General features: G+C 64.1%; 15 protein-coding genes. 4 read left to right on the plus strand and 11 right to left on the minus strand.

Features of this window, described 5'->3' with window-relative positions; all coding sequences use genetic code 11:
* The first annotated feature begins 75 nt into the window (after positions 1-75).
* Together WIX41_RS06570 and wecB are read left to right on the plus strand one after the other, a co-directional pair.
* Positions 76-540, plus strand: coding sequence for a hypothetical protein (locus WIX41_RS06570; RefSeq protein WP_339446298.1), 465 nt, complete (start codon positions 76-78; stop codon positions 538-540).
* Positions 541-713: 173 nt separating this feature from the next.
* The gene (gene wecB / locus WIX41_RS06575) at positions 714-1,844 is read left to right on the plus strand and encodes a non-hydrolyzing UDP-N-acetylglucosamine 2-epimerase (RefSeq protein ID WP_339446299.1); all 1,131 of its coding nucleotides are present in this window, start codon (positions 714-716) and stop codon (positions 1,842-1,844) included.
* 79 nt (positions 1,845-1,923) lie between these two features.
* Here the strand turns inward: wecB and WIX41_RS06580 are convergent, their stop codons facing one another.
* The 8 genes from WIX41_RS06580 to WIX41_RS06615 form a co-directional block, all read right to left on the minus strand.
* On the minus strand, positions 1,924-5,703 hold the full coding sequence (locus tag WIX41_RS06580; protein ID WP_339446300.1) for a glycosyltransferase: 3,780 nt from the start codon (positions 5,701-5,703) through the stop codon (positions 1,924-1,926).
* A 29-nt stretch (positions 5,704-5,732) separates the two neighbouring features.
* Positions 5,733-7,106, minus strand: a complete 1,374-nt coding sequence (locus WIX41_RS06585) for an ABC transporter ATP-binding protein (protein WP_339446301.1) — start codon at positions 7,104-7,106, stop codon at positions 5,733-5,735.
* On the minus strand, positions 7,096-7,908 hold the full coding sequence (locus WIX41_RS06590; protein ID WP_339446302.1) for an ABC transporter permease: 813 nt from the start codon (positions 7,906-7,908) through the stop codon (positions 7,096-7,098). The genes WIX41_RS06585 and WIX41_RS06590 overlap by 11 nt, the downstream gene beginning before the upstream one ends.
* Positions 7,909-7,944: 36 nt before the next feature.
* The gene (locus WIX41_RS06595; RefSeq protein ID WP_339446303.1) at positions 7,945-9,162 is read right to left on the minus strand and encodes a cystathionine gamma-synthase; all 1,218 of its coding nucleotides are present in this window, start codon (positions 9,160-9,162) and stop codon (positions 7,945-7,947) included.
* 130 nt (positions 9,163-9,292) lie between these two features.
* Positions 9,293-10,663, minus strand: coding sequence for a pyridoxal-phosphate dependent enzyme (locus WIX41_RS06600; protein WP_339446304.1), 1,371 nt, complete (start codon positions 10,661-10,663; stop codon positions 9,293-9,295).
* A 218-nt stretch (positions 10,664-10,881) separates the two neighbouring features.
* On the minus strand, positions 10,882-11,106 hold the full coding sequence (locus WIX41_RS06605) for a YdcH family protein (RefSeq protein WP_339446305.1): 225 nt from the start codon (positions 11,104-11,106) through the stop codon (positions 10,882-10,884).
* A gap of 333 nt (positions 11,107-11,439) precedes the next feature.
* Positions 11,440-12,336, minus strand: coding sequence for a hypothetical protein (locus WIX41_RS06610; RefSeq protein ID WP_339446306.1), 897 nt, complete (start codon positions 12,334-12,336; stop codon positions 11,440-11,442).
* Positions 12,333-12,719 carry a DUF4398 domain-containing protein gene (locus tag WIX41_RS06615; protein WP_409187337.1) on the minus strand — a complete coding sequence of 129 codons (387 nt, stop codon included), beginning with the start codon at positions 12,717-12,719 and terminating at the stop codon, positions 12,333-12,335. The genes WIX41_RS06610 and WIX41_RS06615 overlap by 4 nt, the downstream gene beginning before the upstream one ends.
* Before the next feature lie 98 nt (positions 12,720-12,817).
* On the opposite strand from WIX41_RS06615, the gene WIX41_RS06620 reads away from it, so the two are divergent.
* Positions 12,818-13,948, plus strand: a complete 1,131-nt coding sequence (locus WIX41_RS06620) for a PilT/PilU family type 4a pilus ATPase (protein ID WP_339446308.1) — start codon at positions 12,818-12,820, stop codon at positions 13,946-13,948.
* A 249-nt stretch (positions 13,949-14,197) separates the two neighbouring features.
* Here WIX41_RS06620 and maiA read toward each other — a convergent pair whose 3' ends face one another.
* Both maiA and WIX41_RS06630 read right to left on the minus strand, forming a co-directional pair.
* Positions 14,198-14,866, minus strand: a complete 669-nt coding sequence (maiA, locus tag WIX41_RS06625; protein WP_409187462.1) for a maleylacetoacetate isomerase — start codon at positions 14,864-14,866, stop codon at positions 14,198-14,200.
* Positions 14,863-15,852, minus strand: coding sequence for a fumarylacetoacetate hydrolase family protein (locus WIX41_RS06630; protein ID WP_339446309.1), 990 nt, complete (start codon positions 15,850-15,852; stop codon positions 14,863-14,865). Before WIX41_RS06630 ends, maiA begins: the two co-directional genes overlap by 4 nt.
* Before the next feature lie 626 nt (positions 15,853-16,478).
* On the opposite strand from WIX41_RS06630, the gene WIX41_RS06635 reads away from it, so the two are divergent.
* Positions 16,479-17,894: a DEAD/DEAH box helicase gene (locus WIX41_RS06635; RefSeq protein WP_339446310.1), complete on the plus strand. Its 1,416-nt coding sequence runs from the start codon at positions 16,479-16,481 to the stop codon at positions 17,892-17,894.
* Positions 17,895-18,059: 165 nt separating this feature from the next.
* Here WIX41_RS06635 and WIX41_RS06640 read toward each other — a convergent pair whose 3' ends face one another.
* Positions 18,060-20,624 (minus strand): M14 family zinc carboxypeptidase, encoded by a 2,565-nt coding sequence (locus tag WIX41_RS06640; protein WP_339446311.1) that lies wholly within the window; start codon positions 20,622-20,624, stop codon positions 18,060-18,062.
* Positions 20,625-20,649 lie beyond the last annotated feature (25 nt).

The following is a 20,649-nucleotide window of genomic DNA, read 5'->3' on the forward strand; positions in this document are numbered from 1 at the left end:
CAGGCGAAGCGGGCTCCGCATTGATAGTCGGGGCTCTTGTCGGATTTTTGACGAAAATACGCGCAGAAGAATATGATGAGCATCACTCGCACCAAACAATGGATGTATGGCGCCGCTGTTACTGGCGCCCTTGCGCTGGCCGCGTGCTCTCCGCCTTCACAGCCCGCGACCGAGAAGGATGACGCCCTGGAGGCGGTGCCAGTCGCAGCAGAGCCCGACGTCAAGTCCATTGAAGCCCTGACCGGTTTGTCGATTGTCCGGTACGGCCCGACGACCACCAAGGCGCTTACCGCGTCCGAGGCCCAGGATGACAGGCGGGTGGACGTATGGGTCAAGGCCGACCGCGATCTGGAAGGCTACGACGCTGCGCTGTGGCTGGGCGGCAAGCGCCTGGACAATCGCGCCATCTCCGGTTCAACGGTGACCGGCTCGATTTCGGCCTCGATGCTGACCGCTGCGGGCACGCTGAGCCTGGAAATTCGCATCGGTGAAGACGGCAGCACGCTCAGCAGCAGCAAGGTCGACTTCACCATCGAGTGACTGCCCTGGCCAGATGTAAATGCGAAAGTAGGTGAGGCAGTTTCTGTCTCTCCTTTTCTTGCAGTCGATGGCCTGACCGCGATCGAACCCAGCCCCGGGAAGCACGTTCCTCATTTGGATTGCGGACTGGCTAGAATAGGTCCAGCCCCTTCTAGCCGACCAGCTGAGCAGAAATGACTGAACGACGAAAGAAAGTAGTGATCGCCTTTGGAACACGACCCGAGGCCATCAAGATGGCACCGGTGGTGGAAGCGTTCAAGCGTGACGGCTCGATGGACGTCATTGTCGCCGTGACCGCACAGCATCGACAGATGCTGGACCAGGTCCTTGAATTGTTCTCCATCGTTCCGGACGAAGACCTGGATGTGATGCAGCCCGGGCAGAGCCTTCCAGGCCTCTTCTCACGCATTCTCACGGGCATGAGCGAGGTGATTGAACGGCATGCCCCAGATCTTGTGCTGGTGCACGGCGATACCTCTACCACGCTGGCATCAGCCATGGCGGCCTTCTACAACAAGGTGCCTGTTGGGCATGTCGAAGCCGGGCTGCGGACCGGGGACATCTACGCACCCTGGCCCGAGGAGGGCAATCGGCGCCTGACGGCTCCGCTGACGCGGCTGCACTTCGCTCCGACCGAACGTTCCCGGGACAATCTGCTTCGGGAAGGTGTGGCCCCCGAGGCGATCGAAGTCACCGGAAACACGGTGATCGATGCGTTGCTTGAGGTCACGGCCAAGATCGACGACGATCCTGAGCTTACCCGGACACTGGAGGCACGATTCCCGTTCCTGGACACCACCCGCAAAATGGTACTTGTTACTGGCCACCGTCGCGAGAACTTCGGCGATGGCTTCGAACAGATCTGTCTTGCGCTCAAGGATCTTGCCCAGCGTGGTGATGTCCAGGTGGTCTATCCGGTACACCTCAATCCCAACGTACAGGAGCCGGTGAACCGGATCCTGCGCGACCAGGAGAACGTGTTCCTGATCCCGCCGCAGGATTACCTGCCGTTCGTCTACCTGATGATGCGCTCGACAGTAATCATCACCGACTCCGGCGGTGTGCAGGAAGAGGCGCCTTCCCTCGGGAAGCCCGTATTGGTCATGCGGGATACGACGGAACGTCCTGAGGCTATCGATGCCGGGACGGTAAAGCTCGTGGGAACCCATGCTGTGACCATAACGGCTGAAGCAAACCGGCTCCTCGATGATTCCCAGTCGTACGCTGCAATGGCCCGTGCCCATAATCCCTATGGCGACGGTGCAGCATCCCGCAGGATCGTGGAGCGGGTCGTCCGCAGTTGATTGGCAGCCACATTGTCGTTACGAAGAACGCCCCTCGCGGGGCGTTCATTTTTAGTCAGCTTTCCAGCCAGCCGTAACATCACGCCCGCGACTGGCGGTCGCGATACACGTGTGGGGTCCAAGGTCCCCACTTGGCTTCGTACACAGCCTTGTTCTGCTCGAACAGCGCCTGCTTGGCCTCGGCTTTGAGCTTGTTGAAGCTTGCGGACAGGTGATGGTGAACAAAGACATCGTCGGCGCAGATCACGTCGAGATTGTGCTGGTTGAGCCGGCGGCAGTAATCATCATCTTCAAAAAATCCGACCCCGAACGCTTCATCCATTGCGCCAACCGTCTCATACGCAGCGCGGGTCATCATGACGCAGAAGAACGCCGCAGTGTTCAAGGGATACGACAGGCCGGCATGCTTCCTTGTATGCCTTGCCGCGTTCTCGATCATCTCTTCCATGTCCGCATACTCGATCTCGATGCGAGCTTCGTTGCCGATGTTGTTGGTCACCGGCCCCACCAGACCAACGGTGGGGTTGCGACGAAGATGGGAACACATCGTCCGCACCCAGCCAGGGGTGACATGGGTGTCATTGTTGAGCAGCACCAGGTAATCGCCCGTTGCAGCCGCTAGACCAACGTTGTTTCCTGCCGAGAAACCCAGGTTGGTGGCGTTGGCGATGTATCGGCGGTTGCGCCCTTCGCGCTCCCAGCGGGCGAGGTACTCAGGGGTGGCGTCGCTGGAGGCATTGTCCACCGCGATCACCTCCAGGTTCGGATAATCGCTGTATTTTTCCAGGCTCTCCAGGCACGCTTGGGTGTACTCAAGATTGTTGTAGCAGAGCACGACGACGCTGACGACAGGCTCCGTGATCGCCTCAAGCGCGTAGTCAAGATCCGCGGCACGATGGGCCCATGTCTGGCACGCAGCGAATGCCTGGCGGGCAGCCACGGCTTCGGCCGACGCCTCGTCATCAGCAAGAGCTTCTCCCACCGCCGCAGAGAACGCAGAGGGCGAGGCCGCCAACTTGACCAGCCCCTGGAACTGGGACATCTCAGGGAGATCGACCGAAACTACCGGCTTGCCGGCGCTCAGGTACTCGTAGACCTTTACCGGATTTGTTGCCAGGGTCAGTGGAATCACCTGGAACGGGAGCAGGCAGGCGTCGAAGCCGTGCACCCAGTAAGGCAGGTCCTTGTATGCCACCTCACCGACGAAACGGACGTTCGGAACATCCGACAGCTGCTGTTCGGCCTCCGCAGTATCGCGACCCACCATGATCACCAGCGCGTCCGGATGGTCGATCGCGACTTTCCGCACCAGTTCTACATCGAACCATTCCGCGATGGCGCCGTAGTAACCAATCACCTTGCGGCCCTGCGGATCGCTGAAGACGTTGTCCGGCCTGTTACAGAAATGCTCGTACTCGGTCGCGTTTCGGATGAGCGCCATGTTGCGCGATCTGCCTTCCATCTCATCGCGCAGCCACTGCGAGGTGACAATCAGCAGATCGGACCTCTCAACCAGCCTGCGCTCGCCTTCCAGGACGGTAGACGCGTTGTTCTCGAATCCACCATGGTGGTCCATGCAGTCGTAGACGAGCCGCATGTTGGGCAGGCACTGCGCTGGCTCAATCCAGTATGGATGCTGTACCAGCGATATCGACTTGCGCGTTTCCGTCCAACCCAGCAGTTCGGCCAGGCTGTCACGAATGGCCGCTACCTGCGCCTCCGAAGCAAGATCGCTGTATATCTGCGGGGCGCCTTTGACGTGCAGATTCACCTGGAACAGGCGACCATGCTTGTCGAGTGCCTCGAGGGCGAACCCGGCTTTGGCGGAATCCACGAAGTTGTTGGAAATGTAGAAAACCCGGTGTCCTTTGCCCGCCATCGCGGCCGCCAGGTGCTGTGGACGTTGCATCCGGAAATGCCAGTCGATGACCGACCACACGAACACGTCCTCCAGCTCGCCACGAGGCGCCAACGGCAGCAGCGGCACCGGCACCCCCAGGTTCTGGGCAACCGCAGAATAGTTGGTCCGCACCATGTTGATCAAACGAGCTTTGTCGGAAGGATCCAGCTTTCCGGTTCTCGCCGTGCGGCGGATGAAGTTCATCGCACGCTGCAAGAAGCCGGGGGGCGAGCTTTGGCTGCCAGGTTTGCCACTGTCACCCCTCAACTTGTCGACGACTAGGCGCGTGGTTTCCCTCGGCTTGAGTACCATGCGCTTCAGGACCCGCAGCGGACGGGTGAGTGCCCAGGACGAACTCCTGTATACGTCGTTGAGTTCGCCCTCGACTGCGATGAGGTGTTCGCGCAGCTCCACCAGGCTGCGGTCCGCAGCGGCGCTATGATCCAGTTCGCCAGCTATCCTTGCGATGTCCGTTCTGATCTCGGATTCCATTCTTTCCATTGAACGTTCCAACTTCAATTCCGTCCCCCTGACTACGTCTGTAAACGCCAGCCGGCTGTCCAGCCTGGTCTGTTCGATGCCGGCAAATATCTGCTGCATTACAGCGTCGCGCATTCCGATTATTTCGCGCCGCAACAATTCGACATTGTCTGTAACTTCAATCCTCGACTGCTGGCGGAGGAGCTCGATTTCCTGCTCCATTACACCTCGGTTGTAGGCGGTGGCGAAGTACGAGAACGGCACCAGCAACCCCGTTGCTTCGCCTTGGCGTGATCCCACCACCCTGCCCATCACGTCCATCACCTCCCGCGACCAGTAAGCAGATGCTTCCGAGTGCGGATGGGTTGCACGCAGTTGATTGATGAAACTCGTCGCCACGTCATGTTCGACAGACTCGCTGGCGATGAGTTGCTCTGCGAAATGCGACCAGATGGCGCGCGGATCGTGCGCGGCGCGAACGTGTTCGCAGATGGCCTGGATGCCCGGCGCCATCGAGGGCAGCGCACCAAGCTGCCGACTGAGTTCCAGCGCGCTGATCGATTCGATGCCACGGCCTGAAAGATTGGACTCGATGGCCTGGTGGTACAGGTCTTCAGTAACGACTCCCTTGATGCCGTCATATCCCACCAACACCACCGGCCTGCCCGCCACCAGACCCTCCAGGGCAACGCGCCCCATGCCAGCGACGCCCGCATAATGGAGCACCAGTTCATTCACATGGTCGCTGCTTCCGATCAGACGAAGCTGTCCGGACGCGATCTCCTCTGCCAGGCTCTCTTCCAGCACGCCTTTGGCAGGACCCGTTCCACAAATATCGATGCCAGCAATTCCAGCGGCCAGAGCCGCGGTCACGAAACTTAGCAGCCCATTGATCTTCGCTGGATCCAGGCGGCTCACGGCCAGCCAACGGTCACCTGCCACCACGTCGCTGGGCGCGGGTACGGCAACTGCATTGTGCTGGACCACCAGGCGATCCGCGCCGACGTAAGCCGTCGCCAGTGAGCGGATCTCTTCCGAGACAGCGATCACTTTGTTGGCCGCTGGGAGCACCAACGATGCCAGCATGAAGTCGTAGGCGGCACCGTAGCTGCCCGCAATGGAGCTGGGGCCGTGCAATGTGACAAAGAAGGGCACTCGTAGCAGGGCCGCGCACATCATCGCCGGGATCGTCGATGTGAACGGATGCGCGTGGATTGCGCTCACCTGATGGCGTCTGGCCAGCGCGACTATGCCATCCACCGCGTCCAGAAACTCGTGGATGCTCGCTTCCGGTCCGATCGCCATGTCGGTAGTCAGCGATGCCAGCCCATCAGGGAGCAGGGTCCGCGCGAAACGACGGCCGCAGACCAGATGGACGTCCCAGCCCTGCCTCGTCAGTTCGATGGCTTCGTTCTGGATGTAGGTTTCAACCCCGCCCAGTTCGAACGCCTCGGTGATGATCATCAGGGATTTCTTCATCGGATCTCCAGTACGTAGATCACACGTAGTCACGCGGCCGGGTACCTGTCAAAGGCAACGCTGACGGGAAGCGCTGCGATGCCGGTGCCCAACGCGCGCGGCGCATTTACTTTCAGGATGATGACGTCGGTCTTACGATCAAGATAGGCCATGTCCGCGTGACTGATGGCTTCCGCCAAGGCCAAGGTGACGAAATAGCTGCCTTCGCACAGGTTCAAACCGATCTTGAACTCGACCTCGCAGATATCGCCAGGCTTTACGTCCAGACAGTTTGCGCGCTGGTACATCGTGCTGGTGCCAAAGGCGGATACGCCTTCAACGGTACGCAGCAGCAACCCGAACTGCATCTCGTCGATGGCATCGAGCGCATGCACCCTGGCCCTGATCGTTACTTCCTGCCCGGCCATGAAGACTTCACATCGCTCGCCCCCAGCATCGAGCGCGACCCATTCCTTGATGTAGGCGCGCAGCATGCCGTACTCGGCTGCATCCGGCACCTCATCGGCAACCTCGTTCGCCGTGGCCGCTTCAGGAGCATCCGGTGAGGCCGAGGCCGGGGTGACCTCGATGGCCTGCGCCAGCGCCGGCACAGGCTCCATCGTCGCCAGGCCCGATGCAACCGCACCGACTGCCTGCGAGTTCACGTAACGCAGATAGGCTTTTTCATCCGAATACAACAAAGCGTGGTACTGGTCGATGATGACCTTTGCCTCGCCGATCCCGTGAATGCGCCCCTTGTGCAGCAGCACTGCCCGCTGGCAGAACTTCTCAACCGTGGACGTTGCATGGGTCACGATCAGGATGGCGCAGCCACGGGCACGTAGTCCCTCGATGTACTCGAAGCACTTCCGTTGGAACTTCTCATCACCGACCGACAGCGCTTCATCAACGATCAATACCTGCGGGTCCACACAGGCCTGGACGGCGAACGCCAGACGCACATACATGCCACTGGAGTAGGTGCGGACCGGCTGGTCCATGTGCTCGCCGATATCGGCGAAGGACTCGATGCTTGCGAAGCGCTGTTGCATCTGTGCGCGTGTGAAACCAAGCACCGCGCCATTGAGGAAAACGTTTTCCCGGCCGGTGAAGTCGGGATTGAACCCCGACCCCAGCTCAAGCAGTGCCGCCAGCAGTCCATTGACACGCACCTCGCCGCCGGTGGGAGCGAGGGTACCGGCAATGATCTGCAACAATGTGCTTTTGCCGCTGCCGTTGCGCCCCAGTATTCCAATCGTCTCGCCAGGGGCGACATCGAATGAAATATCGTTGAGGGCCCAGAATTCGCGGTAGAACTTTCTGCCGCGGGGTGCGAAGAATTGCTTCAGGCGATCACGCGGCGTGTCATACATCTCGAAGCACTTCGACACGCCCGAGATGGTGATGGCGAAATCAGAGGACATCTGCGAACCCCCGGCGGGTCTTCTGGAACCACGCGAATCCCAACCACGCAACGAACAGACCCACCGCCATACTGATACCCCATGCCTGCCAATTCAGGACCTTGCCCCACATCAACACGTCACGCACCTGTTCCACCGTGGTGGTAAGTGGGCTGAGCCTCATGAAAGGGCGGTACTGCTCCGGCATGATCGACACCGGGTAGAAGATCGGCGAAAGGTACATCAGCACCAGCGTCACCACGCCGATCACTTGAGCGACGTCACGCAGGTACACGCCCAACGCGGCCAGTATCCACGAAAAACCCAGGGTCATCAGCACCAGCGGCAGCACGGCCAGTGGCATCAGCATCAGCGTAGCCGAAGGCATGCCGACGAATATCGTGTAGAAGACGGCCCACACCACGAAACTGACCAGCAAGTGGAACAAGCTTGATCCCAGGGAAACGATGGGCAGGATCTCCAGCGGGAATACGACTTTCTTCACATACCCGATATTGCCGGTCACCAGCGTCGGCGCGCGGTTACAGACCTCGGCAAACATGTTGAACACCATCAGGCCGGCGAACAGCACCAGCGCAAATTCCGTCTTGGAACCATCGCCACCGGTCCAGCGCGCCTTGAACACGTAGCTGAAGACGAATGTATACACGGCGAGCAGCAGGATCGGATTGAAGAACGACCACAGCAGCCCCATGACCGACCCGCGATAGCGCCCCACCACTTCCCGGACGACCAGTCCCTTGACCAGATCGCGGTGTGTCCGGAGGGTCCGGAACAACGCCAATGGGGAGGACGACTTCATGTCTTTTCTAGAATTCAATGTGATTCCCGGACGCTGTCATGACGAGTGGGCGACTGAGGGAGAGGGACGGCCGCCTTGCAGCGCCCCTTCCAGGTCCACCTGCAGGTCGCCAAGGTCTTCCACCCCCACGCTCAACCGCACCAGCGCATCACTGATGCCCAGCTGGTTGCGGCGCTCGACCGGAATGGACGCATGGGTCATCACCGCCGGGTGGTTGACCAGGCTCTCCACGCCGCCGAGCGATTCAGCCAGGGTGAACAGCTCGGTCTTCTCGCAGAACCGCTTCGCCGCCTCGAACCCGCCCTTGAGCACGATCGAGACGATGCCGCCATAGCCGCTCATCTGGCGCGTGGCCAGTTCATGCTGCGGATGCGAGACCAGGCCCGGGTAGATCACCTTTTCCACGGCCGGGTGCTTTTCCAGCCACTGGGCCAGGGCCAGCGCGTTGGCGCAGTGCGCCTTCATGCGCAACGGCAGGGTCTTCAGGCCGCGCAGGGCCAGGAAGCTGTCGAACGGACCCTGCACGCCCCCGATGGAGTTCTGCAGGAAAGCCATCTGCTCGGCCAGCTCGGGGTTGTCGCCGACCACCACCATGCCGCCGACCATGTCCGAGTGACCGTTGAGGTACTTGGTGGCCGAGTGCAGGACCAGGTCCGCCCCCAGCTCCAGCGGGCGCTGCAGCATCGGCGAGGCGAAGGTGTTGTCCACCACCACGATCAGGCCATGGCGCTTGGCGATGGCGGCAACCGCGGCGATGTCAACAATCTTCAGCATCGGGTTGGTCGGGGTTTCGATCCAGACCATCTTCGTCTGCGGCGTGATCGCCGCTTCGAAGGCAGCCAGGTCGGTCAGGTCGACGAAGCCGAACTGCAGGCCGGCGGTGCGCTTGCGCACACGCTCGAACAGCCGGAAGGTACCACCATAGATATCGTCCATCGCCACCACGTGACTGCCAGCGTCCAGCAGTTCCATCACCGTGGAGGTGGCGGCCATGCCCGAGGCGAAGGCGTAGCCGCGGCTGCCACCCTCGAGCGAGGCCACGCAGCGCTCATAGGCGAAGCGGGTCGGGTTGTGGGTACGCGAGTACTCGAAACCCTGGTGCTCACCGGGGCTGGACTGGGCGTAGGTGGAGGTCGCATAGATCGGCGGCATCACCGCGCCGGTGCTCGGGTCGGGCGACTGCCCACCGTGGATGGCCAGCGTAGCCAGGGCGAGCGGGCGGTTGGTGTGCCCGGAAGAAGCGGAATCGGACATGGGGTTCCCAGCGATTGAGAGCCCCAATTGGGGCCCGCATTAAATGGAGCGGAAGTCTATCAGCGCAGGCTTAATCAGCCGTTGACTCGGATAAACAGAGGTTCAGTGCCGATCGTCGGCCATCGCGGTCTTATTGGACGCGACGGCGCAGGTAGTTCAGCAGATCGATCCGGGTGATCAGGCCCAGGAAGCTGCCGCCATCCATGATGATGGCGACCTGGCCACGGTCGAACACGGGCAGCAGGGCCTCGATCGGCGATTTCACGTCCAGCCGGTCCAACTTGCTGACCATGGCGGTGGCCACCTTGTCGCGGAACCGCGATTCGTCGCCATACACGTGCAGCAGCACGTCGCTTTCATCGACGATGCCGACCAGCTGGTCGCCATCCATCACCGGCAGCTGGGAGACGTCGTACAGCTTCATGCGCTGGTAGGCGGTGGTCAGCAGGTCGTTCGGGCCGATCACCACGGTGTCGCGCTGGCCGTACGGGCGCAGGATCAGGTCGCGCAGGTCGCCGGTCTGCGGGCGCTCCAGGAAGCCGTTGTCCAGCATCCAGTAGTCGTTGTACATCTTGGACAGGTACTTGTTACCGGTGTCGCAGACCAGCACCAGCACCTTCTTGGGGGTGGTCTGTTCCTTGCAGTACTTCAGCGCGGCGGCCAGCAGGGTGCCGGTGGAGGAGCCGCCCAGCACGCCTTCCTTGCCCAGCAGCTCGCGCGCGGTGTGGAAGCTTTCTGCATCGGTGATCGCGTAGGCCTTGGTGACCCGGCTGAAATCGGCAATCGAGGGCAGGAAGTCCTCGCCGATGCCTTCCACCAGCCAACTGCCCGACTTGTCGTTGAGCACGCCATCATTGATGTACTCGGCCAGGATCGAACCGACCGGATCGGCCAGGACCAGCTCGGTCTTCGGCGACAGGGTGGCGAAGGCGCGCGACAGGCCGGTCATGGTGCCGGAGCTGCCGCAGCCGAACACGATGGCGTCCAGGTCGCCGTCCATCTGCTCCAGGATCTCCGGGCCGGTGCCGAATTCGTGGGCGGCCGGATTGTCCGGGTTGCCGAACTGGTTGATGAAGTACGCGCCCGGGGTTTCCTCGGCCACGCGCTGGGCCATGTCCTGGTAGTACTCGGGGTGGCCCTTGGCCACGTCCGAGCGGGTCAGGCGCACTTCGGCGCCCATCGCCTTGAGGTTGAAGATCTTCTCGCGGCTCATCTTGTCCGGCACGACCAGGATGAGCTTGTAGCCCTTCTGCTGGGCGACCAGCGCCAAGCCCAGGCCGGTGTTGCCGGCGGTGCCTTCCACCAGTGTCGCACCCGGCTTGAGATCGCCGCGCTTTTCAGCGGCCTCGATCATCGACAGGCCGATGCGGTCCTTGATGGATCCTCCGGGATTGGCGCTTTCGAGCTTCAGGTACAGCTCGCAGACACCGGTGTCCAGCCGCTGGGCCTTGACGATCGGGGTCTTGCCAATGAGGTCGAGTACGGAGGAGTGGATTGCCATCGGGTCACATCGATTCGCGCCGCTGGGCGGCCTGACCCCCGATTATCCGACAGATGGTAGAGACACGCCATGCGTGTCTGGAGACCCCGGAAAGAGCGACGCGGACAGCGCCCGTCGACGAGGAGACGGACGCCGCCCGCGGCGTTTGGCGGCGGGTGCCGGCCTTGGGCCGGCACGTTCAGCGGTAGGTGCCGACCGTTGGTCGGCACGATGAGACCTTAATGTACGGGGGAGGAAGACTCGAACATGCGCAGCAACCGTTGCTTGGCTAGCAGCTTCTCACGCTTCATCTTGCCCAGAGTTCCACTGTCGATCGGAAGTACGCGCAATTCGGCATCCATACACTTCTTGCTCAACTTCTGGTGCCGATCATAAAGCGCCTTGAATTCCGGGTCACGCTGGCGGCGTGCGTCGATCTCACTCTGGGGCTGACCTTCAAACATGATGAACCTCCTATCGCGTCTACAGCACAAACAAGAACGCCCCGGCTGGTAAGGCACGGGGCGTTGCTTCGGGAGGAGCGCCGGCATCCACCGCCATCGCAGCCGAACCCAGGCACACAGCCGGGACCGCCCGGCCTGCAGACTGCTCTGGTTCGTGCCCTTGATGCATCGGCCCGGCCCTCCAATCGTCCGGGTCGCGGAAGGCTACCCGGACAACCGACCCTACGCCTGCCCAAGGGCCGGTTCAAGGGTTTCGTTTGAATTCGGCGACACGCTCCAGTCGATGTTCAGGCTGAACGCGCAGTACAACGAAAATTAAACAAAAACAGAGGGTTAGGGCGCGATGATGACCTCGGCCGAACGGGCCTTGGTCGCCGCCGCCTTCTTGCCGCTGACCTGCAGGCGGCTGGCGCTGACGCCAGCGCCGACCAGGGCATCGCGCAGGGCTTGGGCACGCTGCTGCCCTACCCCGGCGGCGGCGTCATAGGCCTCGATCCGGACCCGGCCCTTCTTGCCGATGTTCAGGTACTCGGCCAGCGCCTTGGCCTGGCCCTGGGCGCCGCCCGAGAGCGCGCCCTTGCCGCTGGCAAAGGCATCGCCGGCAAAGGTGAACACCTCGCCGCGGCTGTCGAACTTCGAGCCCGGCAGCTTGTTGCCCGAGACCAGCTCGGCCTCTTCGCGGGCCAGCTTGGCAGCGCTCTGCTGGGCCGCGCTGAGCCGGGCAGTCTGCTTGCCGGCCACGGTGGTGAGCGCGGTTTCGGCATCCTGGCGGGCCAGCGCTTCAGTCTCGGCCGCCAGGCGCAGGCGCTCGGACTCTTCGGCCTGGATCTGCGCCTGCACGCGCAGGCGTTCGCTTTCCTGGCGGGCACGCTGGGCATCACGGCGGCTGGCTTCGATCAGCAGGTCGCTGCGGGTGCGCTCGAGCTGGGCCACTTCGCGCTTGGCCAGGGCCGCGCGCACGCTGGTTTCGGCGATTTCCACCCGACGGTCGGCCAGGTAGCGGGCCTGGTCGAGGTCGCGGCGCTTGGCATTGGCCAGCGCGGCGATGGCCTGCTGGGCCTGCAGGCGCTCATAGGCGGCCAGTTCGGAGGCGTCCGGATTGGCCTGGATCGCCATCAGGCGCTGGGTGAGCTGGGCCACGGCCGGGTCTTCGGCGGCACCGGCCAGTGGCGACAGGGCCAGGCCAACGGCGAGCAGCAGGGGCGACATGCGCAGGGCGGCGGCCTTCATCGGCGGTCCTCCCCGGCGGCAAGCTGGCGTTCAAGCTGGGTCACCTCGTTGCGGCGCAGCTGCAGCTGGGCGGTGGCGGTGGCCTCCTCGCTGCGGGCACGGGCCAGGTCGGCGTCGGCGGTGGCGCGCACGGCCAGGGCCGGGGCGTTCTTGCGCTCGCGGCGGTCGCCGGCGGCGCGCTGGGCCTGCTCCAGGCCCTGGCGGGCCACGGCGATCAGGTCCGGGGCGTACTGGTCGGCGTCGGCCTGGGTGGCCTTGTCCACGGCCTGCCGGGCCTGCATCAGTTCCAGGGCGCCATCCTGCGCCTGGGCGGCCCCAGAGAGCGCGAATGCGCACGCCATCACATACAGAGTACGTCGTAATTGTGCGAAGCTAGGATTCATTGGGGGTGCCGTTCGCCAGAAGAAGGTGCGCGGCCATTGTCGGAAGCCTGCGGCGTGCTTGCAATGGCACGCGGCTGATTGTTGGGGAAACATTTCGCATGGATATCGGCTATTTCCTGAAGCTGATGACCGAAAAGAACGCTTCGGACATGTTCTTGACCACCGGAGCCCCGGTGTACATCAAGATCGAGGGCAAGCTGTACCCGTTGGGCAATACCGGGCTGCCGCCCGGGATGGTCAAGAAAATCGCCTACTCGCTGATGGACGAGGGCCAGGTGCCCCAGTTCGAGCGCGACCTTGAGCTCAACATGGCCATCGCCCTGCCTGACGCGGGGCGGTTCCGCGTCAACGTGTTCAAGCAGCGCGGTGAGGTCGGCATGGTGATCCGCGCCATCCGCAGCAAGATTCCCACCATTGAAGAGCTCAACCTGCCCCAGGTCCTGAAGGACGTCATCATGACCCCGCGCGGGCTGGTGCTGGTGGTGGGCTCGACCGGTTCGGGCAAATCGACCTCGCTGGCGTCGATGATCGACCACCGCAACAGCACCACCACCGGGCACATCCTCACCATCGAGGACCCGATCGAGTACCTGCACAAGCACAAGATGTCCATCGTCAACCAGCGCGAGGTCGGGCTGGATACCCACGCCTTCCACAACGCGCTGAAGAACGCGATGCGTGAAGCGCCGGACGTGATCCTGATCGGCGAAATCCTGGATTCGGAAACCATGGAAGCGGCCATCGCCTTCGCCGAAACCGGTCACCTGTGCCTGGCCACGCTGCACTCCAACAACGCCGACCAGACCATCGAGCGCATCCTCAACTTCTTCCCCGAGAGTGCGCACCGCAACGTGCTGATGAACCTCTCGCTGAACCTGCGCGCGGTGATTTCCCAGCGCCTGGTCAAGGGCCAGGACGGGCGCCGCCTGCCGGCCACCGAGGTGTTGATCAACACGCCGATGATCCGCGACCTGCTGCGCCGCGGCCAGGTGCACGAGATCAAACCGGCGATGGAAGCCTCGCTGGAAGAAGGCATGGAAAGTTTCGACCAGTGCCTGTTCCGCATGGCCAAGGGCGGCATCATCGAGCAGGAGGAAGCGCTGCGCGCGGCCGATTCCCGCGATGGCCTGGCCCTGAAGTTCCGCCTGTCCGAAGGCGGCAGCGGCGAGCATGATCCGTACGCGGATTATTCGGCGGCGACCCCGGCAGCGATCACGCACGGGTTCTGACGGCAGCTTCGATGGGGTTGGCCGGTGTCCGGCCAGTCCCTGCCGACAGGGACCGCCTGGGCCGGCCAACGGCCGGCGCTACCGGTTCACGGCCTTCGGTTGATTGATCCGGATCCCAATGGGCCCGTAACAATTCGTAGCCCCGGCCGTTGGCCGGAAACCGCGCGCAGCGCGGCACAAGTGTCCGAACGCGGTACGGTTACCCGTCGCGGCCAACCACCCGACGTTTAACGGCGCCGAAGCCGCCCATCACCCCGCGCAATCCACCTGGTTTTCCGGCCGCGCCGCGTCGAACGCCGGCAATGCCAGGCAGGCCTCGTCGATCCGCACCAGGGTCGGGTACGGGCTCAGATCCACATTGAAACGGCGGGCGTTGAACAACTGCGGCACCAGGCAGCAGTCGGCCAGGGTCGGGGTGTCGCCGTGGCAGAAGCGCCCGGTGTCCACCGACTCGACCAGCAGCCGTTCCATCGCATCGAAGCCGACCCGCATCCAGTGCCGGGTCCAGTCGTCGCGCTCGGGTTGCGGCACGTGCCAGGTATCGCTGAAGAACTGCATCACCCGCAGGTTGTTGAGCGGGTGCAGGTCGCACGCCACCAGCTGCGCCAGTGCGCGCACGCGGGCACGGCCCGCGGCATCGTCGGGCAGCATCGGCGGCTCCGGGAACACCTCATCGAGGTATTCCAGGATCGCCATCGACTGGTGCAGCACCCGTTCGCCGTGGCACAACGTGGGCACCAGCTCCTGCGGATTGAGCGCGGCATAGCCCTCGCTGTGCTGCTGGCCGCCGTCGCGGACCAGGTGCACCGGGGTGATCTGGTGCTCCAGGCCCTTGAGGTTCAGGCCGATGCGCACGCGGTAGGCCGCGCTGGAGCGCCAGTAGCTGAACAGCTCGATGCGATCAGCCGAGGTGTTCAGGGCCGTGCCGCCGGTTCGATGCGCTGTTCGATGGCACCGAAGATGCTGTCGCCGGCGGCGTCGAACATTTCAATGCGGACCACGTCGCCGAAGGACATGAACGGCGTGCTCGGCTTGCCGTCGCGCAGGGTTTCCACGGTGCGCTGTTCGGCAAAGCAGGACGCACCCTTGCTGGTGTCCTCGTTGGCGATGGTGCCCGAGCCGACGATGGCACCGGCGCCCAGCGGGCGGGTCCTGGCCGCATGCGCGACCAGCTGGGCGAAGTTGAACTGCATGTCCACGCCGGCTTCCGGCGCGCCGAACCAGGCGCCGTTGACGTGGGTGACCAGCGGCAGGTGCACCTTGCTGTCCTGCCAGGCCTCGCCCAGCTCGTCGGGGGTGACGAACACCGGCGACAGCGCCGAGCGCGGCTTGGACTGCAGGAAACCGAAGCCCTTGGCCAGCTCGCCCGGGATCAGGTTGCGCAGCGAGACGTCATTGACCAGACCGACCAGCTGGATGTGCCCCGCTGCCTGTTCCGGGGTGACCGCCATCGGCACGTCATCGGTGATCACCACCAGCTCGGCTTCCAGGTCGATGCCGTACTCTTCGCTGATCACCTTCACCGCATCGCGCGGGCCATGGAAGCCGGCGCTGGTGGCCTGGTACATCAACGGATCGGTGTAGAAGCTTTCGGGCACTTCGGCGCCACGGGCGCGGCGCACGCGCTCGACGTGCGGCAGGTAGGCGCTGCCATCGACGAATTCATAGGCGCGCGGCAGCGGTGCGGCCAGCGCCTGCAGGTCGATATCGAACACGCCATCGGCGCTGCCGTCATTGAGCGATTCGGACAGGGCGTTCAGGCGCGGCGCCAGGTGGCTCCAGTCTTCCAGCGCCTGCTGCAGCGTGGCGGCGATCCCGGTGGCGCGCACGCCATGGCGCAGGTCGCGCGAAACCACGATCAGGGTGCCGTCGCGGCCGCCTTCCTTCAAAGAACCAAGCTTCATGGGTGGGTATCCGGGAATCGCAGAAAATAGGTTTCGAGTGTAACCAAATACGCGGTACCGCCAAAGCTGCGATGCGGCACGAAACCACGATAAACGATCCAGAAGGCCGCCGTACTCTGTCACCGTCCGGTTGATGCTGCGCCGGATTATCCCCGCGCTCGTGCCAAGGCCGCGTAGATCCACGCCCTGCGTGGAGACCGCGCGCAGCGCGGCCCAATCGTCCGGAGCCGCCAAACCAGAAGATGCCGCCTTCCCTTCCGACGTTCAGCAACGACCGAAGCCACGCATCAGACGTTCATGACCCCGAATTGGCGCGCAGCCACGCCGGGCGTGGCTCTACGAAGCTGAACGGGGGATTTGGTATGGGCGCCGCAGTTCCGCTACAATCCCATTGTCTGCAGCGGCCGTCCGTTTCCCTTCGGGATCGCCGGCGACCGGGATTACCGTCCCTCGCCCGCCCCCACTCCGACGCCATTCGTCATGCATTCCAGTCTGCGCACCGCGTGGGCTGCACCCAATTCTCGCAGCGCGGTTCACGGGAACGCTCCGAGTCAGCCGATCACAACGATCTGCCTCGCGTCCGGCCATTCGGCCTGGCGTTACTTTGTCTTTGGAGCTTCCACCCGATGTCTTTTGAAAACCTGGGCCTGGCCCCGTTCCTGCTGCGCGCGTTGTCCGAGCAGGGCTATGAAAACCCGACCCCGATCCAGGAGCAGGCGATCCCGCTGGCCCTGGAAGGCCGCGACCTGCTGGCCGGCGCGCAGACCGGTACCGGCAAGACCGCCGCGTTCGGCCTGCCGCTGCTGCAGCACCTGGGCACCAACCCGCAGGCCGTGAATGGCCCGCGCAAGCCGCGTGCGCTGGTGCTGGCGCCGACCCGCGAGCTGGCCACGCAGGTGCATGACAGCCTGCGCGGCTACAGCAAGTACCTGCGCATTCCCAGCGCCTGCATCTACGGCGGCGTGGGCATGGGCAACCAGTTCGACGTGCTGCGCCGTGGCGTGGACCTGCTGGTGGCCTGCCCGGGCCGCCTGATCGACCACCTGGAGCGTCGCAGCGTCGACCTGTCGGGTATCGAGATCCTGGTGCTGGACGAAGCCGACCGCATGCTCGACATGGGCTTCCTGCCGTCGATCAAGAAGATCCTGGCCAAGCTGCCGCGCCAGAACCGCCAGACCCTGCTGTTCTCGGCGACCTTCGAAGAGAGCATCAAACAGCTGGCCCTGGAATTCATGCGCGATCCGGCGCAGATCCAGGTGACCCCGAAGAACACCGTCGCTGAATCCATCAAACACTGCGTGCACCCGGTTGACGGCCCGCGCAAGCGTGACCTGCTGCTGCACCTGCTGGCCCAGGACAGCCGCGAGCAGACCCTGGTGTTCGGCCGTACCAAGCACGGCTGCGACAAGCTGGCCACGTTCCTGGAGAAGTCCGGCATCAAGACCGCGGCGATCCACGGCAACAAGAGCCAGGGCCAGCGCCTGCGTGCGCTGGGCGACTTCAAGGCCGGCCGCGTGACCGTGCTGGTGGCCACCGACATCGCCGCGCGCGGTATCGACATCAACGAACTGCCGAAGGTCATCAACTACGACCTGCCGATGGTGCCGGAAGATTACGTGCACCGCATCGGCCGCACCGGCCGCAACGGCTCCACCGGCCAGGCGATCTCGCTGGTGGCCCAGGACGAAGCCAAGCTGCTGCGCCAGATCGTGCGCCTGCTGGACAAGGACATGGACATCCGCGACGTGCCGGGCTTCGAGCCGCAGACCCCGATCCGCTGGGGCAACAGCGCGCCGGGCAAGGCTGAAGTACCGGGCGGCGATCGTGCGCCGCGCAGGAACTCGCACGCGCGTCGTCCGCACGGCGATGCGCCGCGCCACGCCCACGCCGGTGCCAAGACCGGTGGCGGCCAGCGTGACGGCGCCGCCCGCGGTGCAGGTCGTGGCGCCGGCAACGGTGCCCCGCGCGGCGGTGCGCCGCAGGGCCAGCGCCGTGGTGGTGGTGGCCGTGGCCAGGGTGGCGGCGGCGGTCGTCCCAGCTGATCCGTTCGCACGGATTACGGGTGGCGCTACCGGGAATGCAGAAAGGGCGACGCATTGCGTCGCCCTTTTTTGTTGCCTGTTTGCCTTGGCACGTAGAGCCACGCCCTGCGTGGCTGCTCTTCGCCGGGCACCGCGAAGCCACGCAGGGCGTGGCTCTACGATACGTCACCCTCTGGGCTTGGTCGGGTTCAACAGGTTGCCGAAGAACACTGCGTTCAACAGCAACCGCTCGGTGCCGTGCCAATACTTGCGGTGCGCCGGGTCGTCGGCGAACAGCACCACGTTGCCCTGCCCCTGCGGCGATACCAGCAGCCAGGCGGCGCCGGCCACGCGGCTGCGGTTGGTCTCGGACAGGTAGCCGTTCACCTGCGGCGTTTCATCGATGCGCACCACGGTGGAGAACGGATTGCGGCTGGGCTTGAAGCTGATCCCGTTTTCCTTGTTGATGGCCAGCTGGGTGCGCGGCAGGCCGAAGCCCAGCGGGTGGCTGGTATCCACATCGGCACTGAGGATGTTGCCGCTGACCCGCTCGATGGCGGCGATGTCGCGCTGGTCGCCGAACGCACGGCGGGCGCTGTCGGGTTCCTTCTCTTCCGCGCCCAACACCTCGTCACTGAGCTTCTGCTCGATCGCCCATCTGGCCGCGCTGCCGTAGGTCACCAGCGAACCGCCGGCGTTGATCCAGCGCTTGAGCGCGGCCACCGCCGCAGCATCCACGCCGGTGTAGGTGCCACCGGACAGCACGATGGTGGTGTAGCGGTCCAGATTGACCTTGCCCAGCTGCGCTGGGTCCAGCTTGCTGGCCGGCAGCTGCACCTGCTGGTCGAGCAGGAACCACGCCGAACCGATCTCGGTGGCGCTCACGCCCTCGCCCATCACCAGCGCCACCGCCGGCCTGCGCAGCGATCTGACGCTGTCGCTGCCCAGGTCGATGCCGCTGCGGCTCTGCCCGCTGGCCAACGCATGCACCTGCACGCCACTGCTGCGCGCGGCTTCATCGACGGCAGCGAGCAGCGCCTCGCCGGCAAGCGTCTGCCCGGCGACCGGAATCACCACGCTGCCGCGCGCGAACGCCTGTTCGCCCGACGCAGTGGCCGCAGTGAACGGCTGGAACGCGGCGCGGGTCAGCACGCCCTTGGCCTGCAATGCATACAGCGCGCGGCTGGCGTTGTAATCGCGCCAGTCGAACACGTAGGCGTAGCCGGCCTGGCCACCGCTCACCCCGCCGCGCGTGGCCGGCAGGGTGGCGATGCGCGCGCCGCCGTCCACACGGCTGCGGCTGCCGGCGAAGGCCACGCCGTAGGCCGGTGCGATCGCATAGGAGGTGCTGCCGTAGAACACATCACCCTTGATCGGCGGGGTCTCGGCGAAGATTGAATGGACCAGGCGGAACTGCGCCTGCGCGGTGGGCACCACGTAGGCACTGCCCGGCTCGAAACGCTGGCCGTCCACGGTTACTGCCGCATTCAATGCCTGCACGGTGATCTGGTGCTGCAGCAGCAGGTCGAGCAGGCGTCGGGTCAGGCCCGGGTCCTTGGCATCGCCGAACACGAACGCCTTCACCGGCTGCTGGTTGGCCTGCTTCAGCGCGGACTGGAAGAATTCCTTCTGCAGTTTCAGCAGCCCATCGCGCTCGGTGACCGCGCCGCGCACGGTGCCCAGGCCGGTGGCGACCTGGTTGCGGATGGTGAAGGGGAAGGTGAGCAGGCCGTTGACCGATTCCTGCACGCGCCCGCGCGAGCTGGCCTGCTCCACCGTGACGCCGACCGCGCCGTGGAAGTCCGGGTAGGTCGAGCCGTACACCGGCGAGAAGTTGTCGAAGTTTTCACCGGTGTAGTACAGCGAGCCCAGCGCATCCAGCGCCTGCGCGTGGTACCTGGCCAGGGTCTTGTTGAACTCGTACGACGAGGCCGGCAGCAGCGGGCTGTGCATGCTCGCCGGTGAGGGCTCGAAATAGTAGGTGCTGTCCTTGCCCATCTCGTGGAAATCGATCTGGACGTTGGGGTACCACTGGTGGAAGTACGCGATCTTCGGCCGTGTGTCCTGCTGGGTGAGCGCCAGCCAGTCGCGGTTGAGGTCGGTGAAGTAGTGGTTGGTGCGCCCCTGCGGGAACGGCTCCACATGCTCTTTGTCGGCCGGGTCGGCCGATGCAGGCGACGATGCATACGCGTTGTGCCAGCTGGCGGCACGGTCGCGCCCGTCCGGGTTCTGCGCCGGGTCGAACAGCACCACGGCCTGCTGCAGCCACCTGGCCGTGTCGGCATTGCGGTTGGCCACCAGGTAATAGGCGGTGAGCAGCGCGGCTTCGCCACTGGAGGTTTCATTGCCGTGCACGCTGTAGCCCAGCCACACCACCACCGGGCTGTTGCCGGCCGCCGACAGCGGCTGCGCCGGGTCGGCCAGGGTCACGTGCTGGCGGCGCAGCGTTTCCAGCTGCTGCTGGTTCTGCGCCGAGGTGACCGTGGCGATCAGCAGCGGGCGGCCTTCGTAGCTGGTGCCGATCTGCTCGACCTTGATCTTGTCCGAGTGTTTGGCCAGCTCGTTGAAGTAGGCCACCAGCTGGTCATGCCGGGTGTAACGGCTGCCGATCTCGTAGCCCAGGAACTGCTGCGGGGTAGGAATGGCCGGATCAAAATCACCGCCCTGCGGGAAGAAGTAAGCGCTCTGCGCGAACGCCGGCGCGGCCAACAGCCACAGCGAACCCACCAGCCAGGTGATGGGACGCGACAAACCATGGAACAAGGACACAGCAACT

The organism is Stenotrophomonas sp. AB1(2024) (assembly GCF_037482345.1).
Classification (GTDB): Bacteria; Pseudomonadota; Gammaproteobacteria; order Xanthomonadales; family Xanthomonadaceae; genus Stenotrophomonas.

Excerpts from the sequence above, each read along its gene's own strand:
- WIX41_RS06630 (WP_339446309.1), bottom strand. The coding sequence starts at position 15,852 with ATGAAGCTTGGTTCTTTGAAGGAAGGCGGCCGCGACGGCACCCTGATC.
- WIX41_RS06590 (WP_339446302.1), bottom strand. The coding sequence starts at position 7,908 with ATGAAGTCGTCCTCCCCATTGGCGTTGTTCCGGACCCTCCGGACACAC.
- WIX41_RS06600 (WP_339446304.1), bottom strand. The coding sequence starts at position 10,663 with ATGGCAATCCACTCCTCCGTACTCGACCTCATTGGCAAGACCCCGATC.
- WIX41_RS06570 (WP_339446298.1), top strand. The coding sequence starts at position 76 with ATGAGCATCACTCGCACCAAACAATGGATGTATGGCGCCGCTGTTACT.
- wecB (WP_339446299.1), top strand. The coding sequence starts at position 714 with ATGACTGAACGACGAAAGAAAGTAGTGATCGCCTTTGGAACACGACCC.
- WIX41_RS06620 (WP_339446308.1), top strand. The coding sequence starts at position 12,818 with ATGGATATCGGCTATTTCCTGAAGCTGATGACCGAAAAGAACGCTTCG.
- WIX41_RS06605 (WP_339446305.1), bottom strand. The coding sequence starts at position 11,106 with ATGTTTGAAGGTCAGCCCCAGAGTGAGATCGACGCACGCCGCCAGCGT.
- WIX41_RS06585 (WP_339446301.1), bottom strand. The coding sequence starts at position 7,106 with ATGTCCTCTGATTTCGCCATCACCATCTCGGGCGTGTCGAAGTGCTTC.
- WIX41_RS06610 (WP_339446306.1), bottom strand. The coding sequence starts at position 12,336 with ATGAAGGCCGCCGCCCTGCGCATGTCGCCCCTGCTGCTCGCCGTTGGC.
- WIX41_RS06595 (WP_339446303.1), bottom strand. The coding sequence starts at position 9,162 with ATGTCCGATTCCGCTTCTTCCGGGCACACCAACCGCCCGCTCGCCCTG.
- WIX41_RS06580 (WP_339446300.1), bottom strand. The coding sequence starts at position 5,703 with ATGAAGAAATCCCTGATGATCATCACCGAGGCGTTCGAACTGGGCGGG.
- WIX41_RS06615 (WP_409187337.1), bottom strand. The coding sequence starts at position 12,719 with ATGAATCCTAGCTTCGCACAATTACGACGTACTCTGTATGTGATGGCG.
- WIX41_RS06635 (WP_339446310.1), top strand. The coding sequence starts at position 16,479 with ATGTCTTTTGAAAACCTGGGCCTGGCCCCGTTCCTGCTGCGCGCGTTG.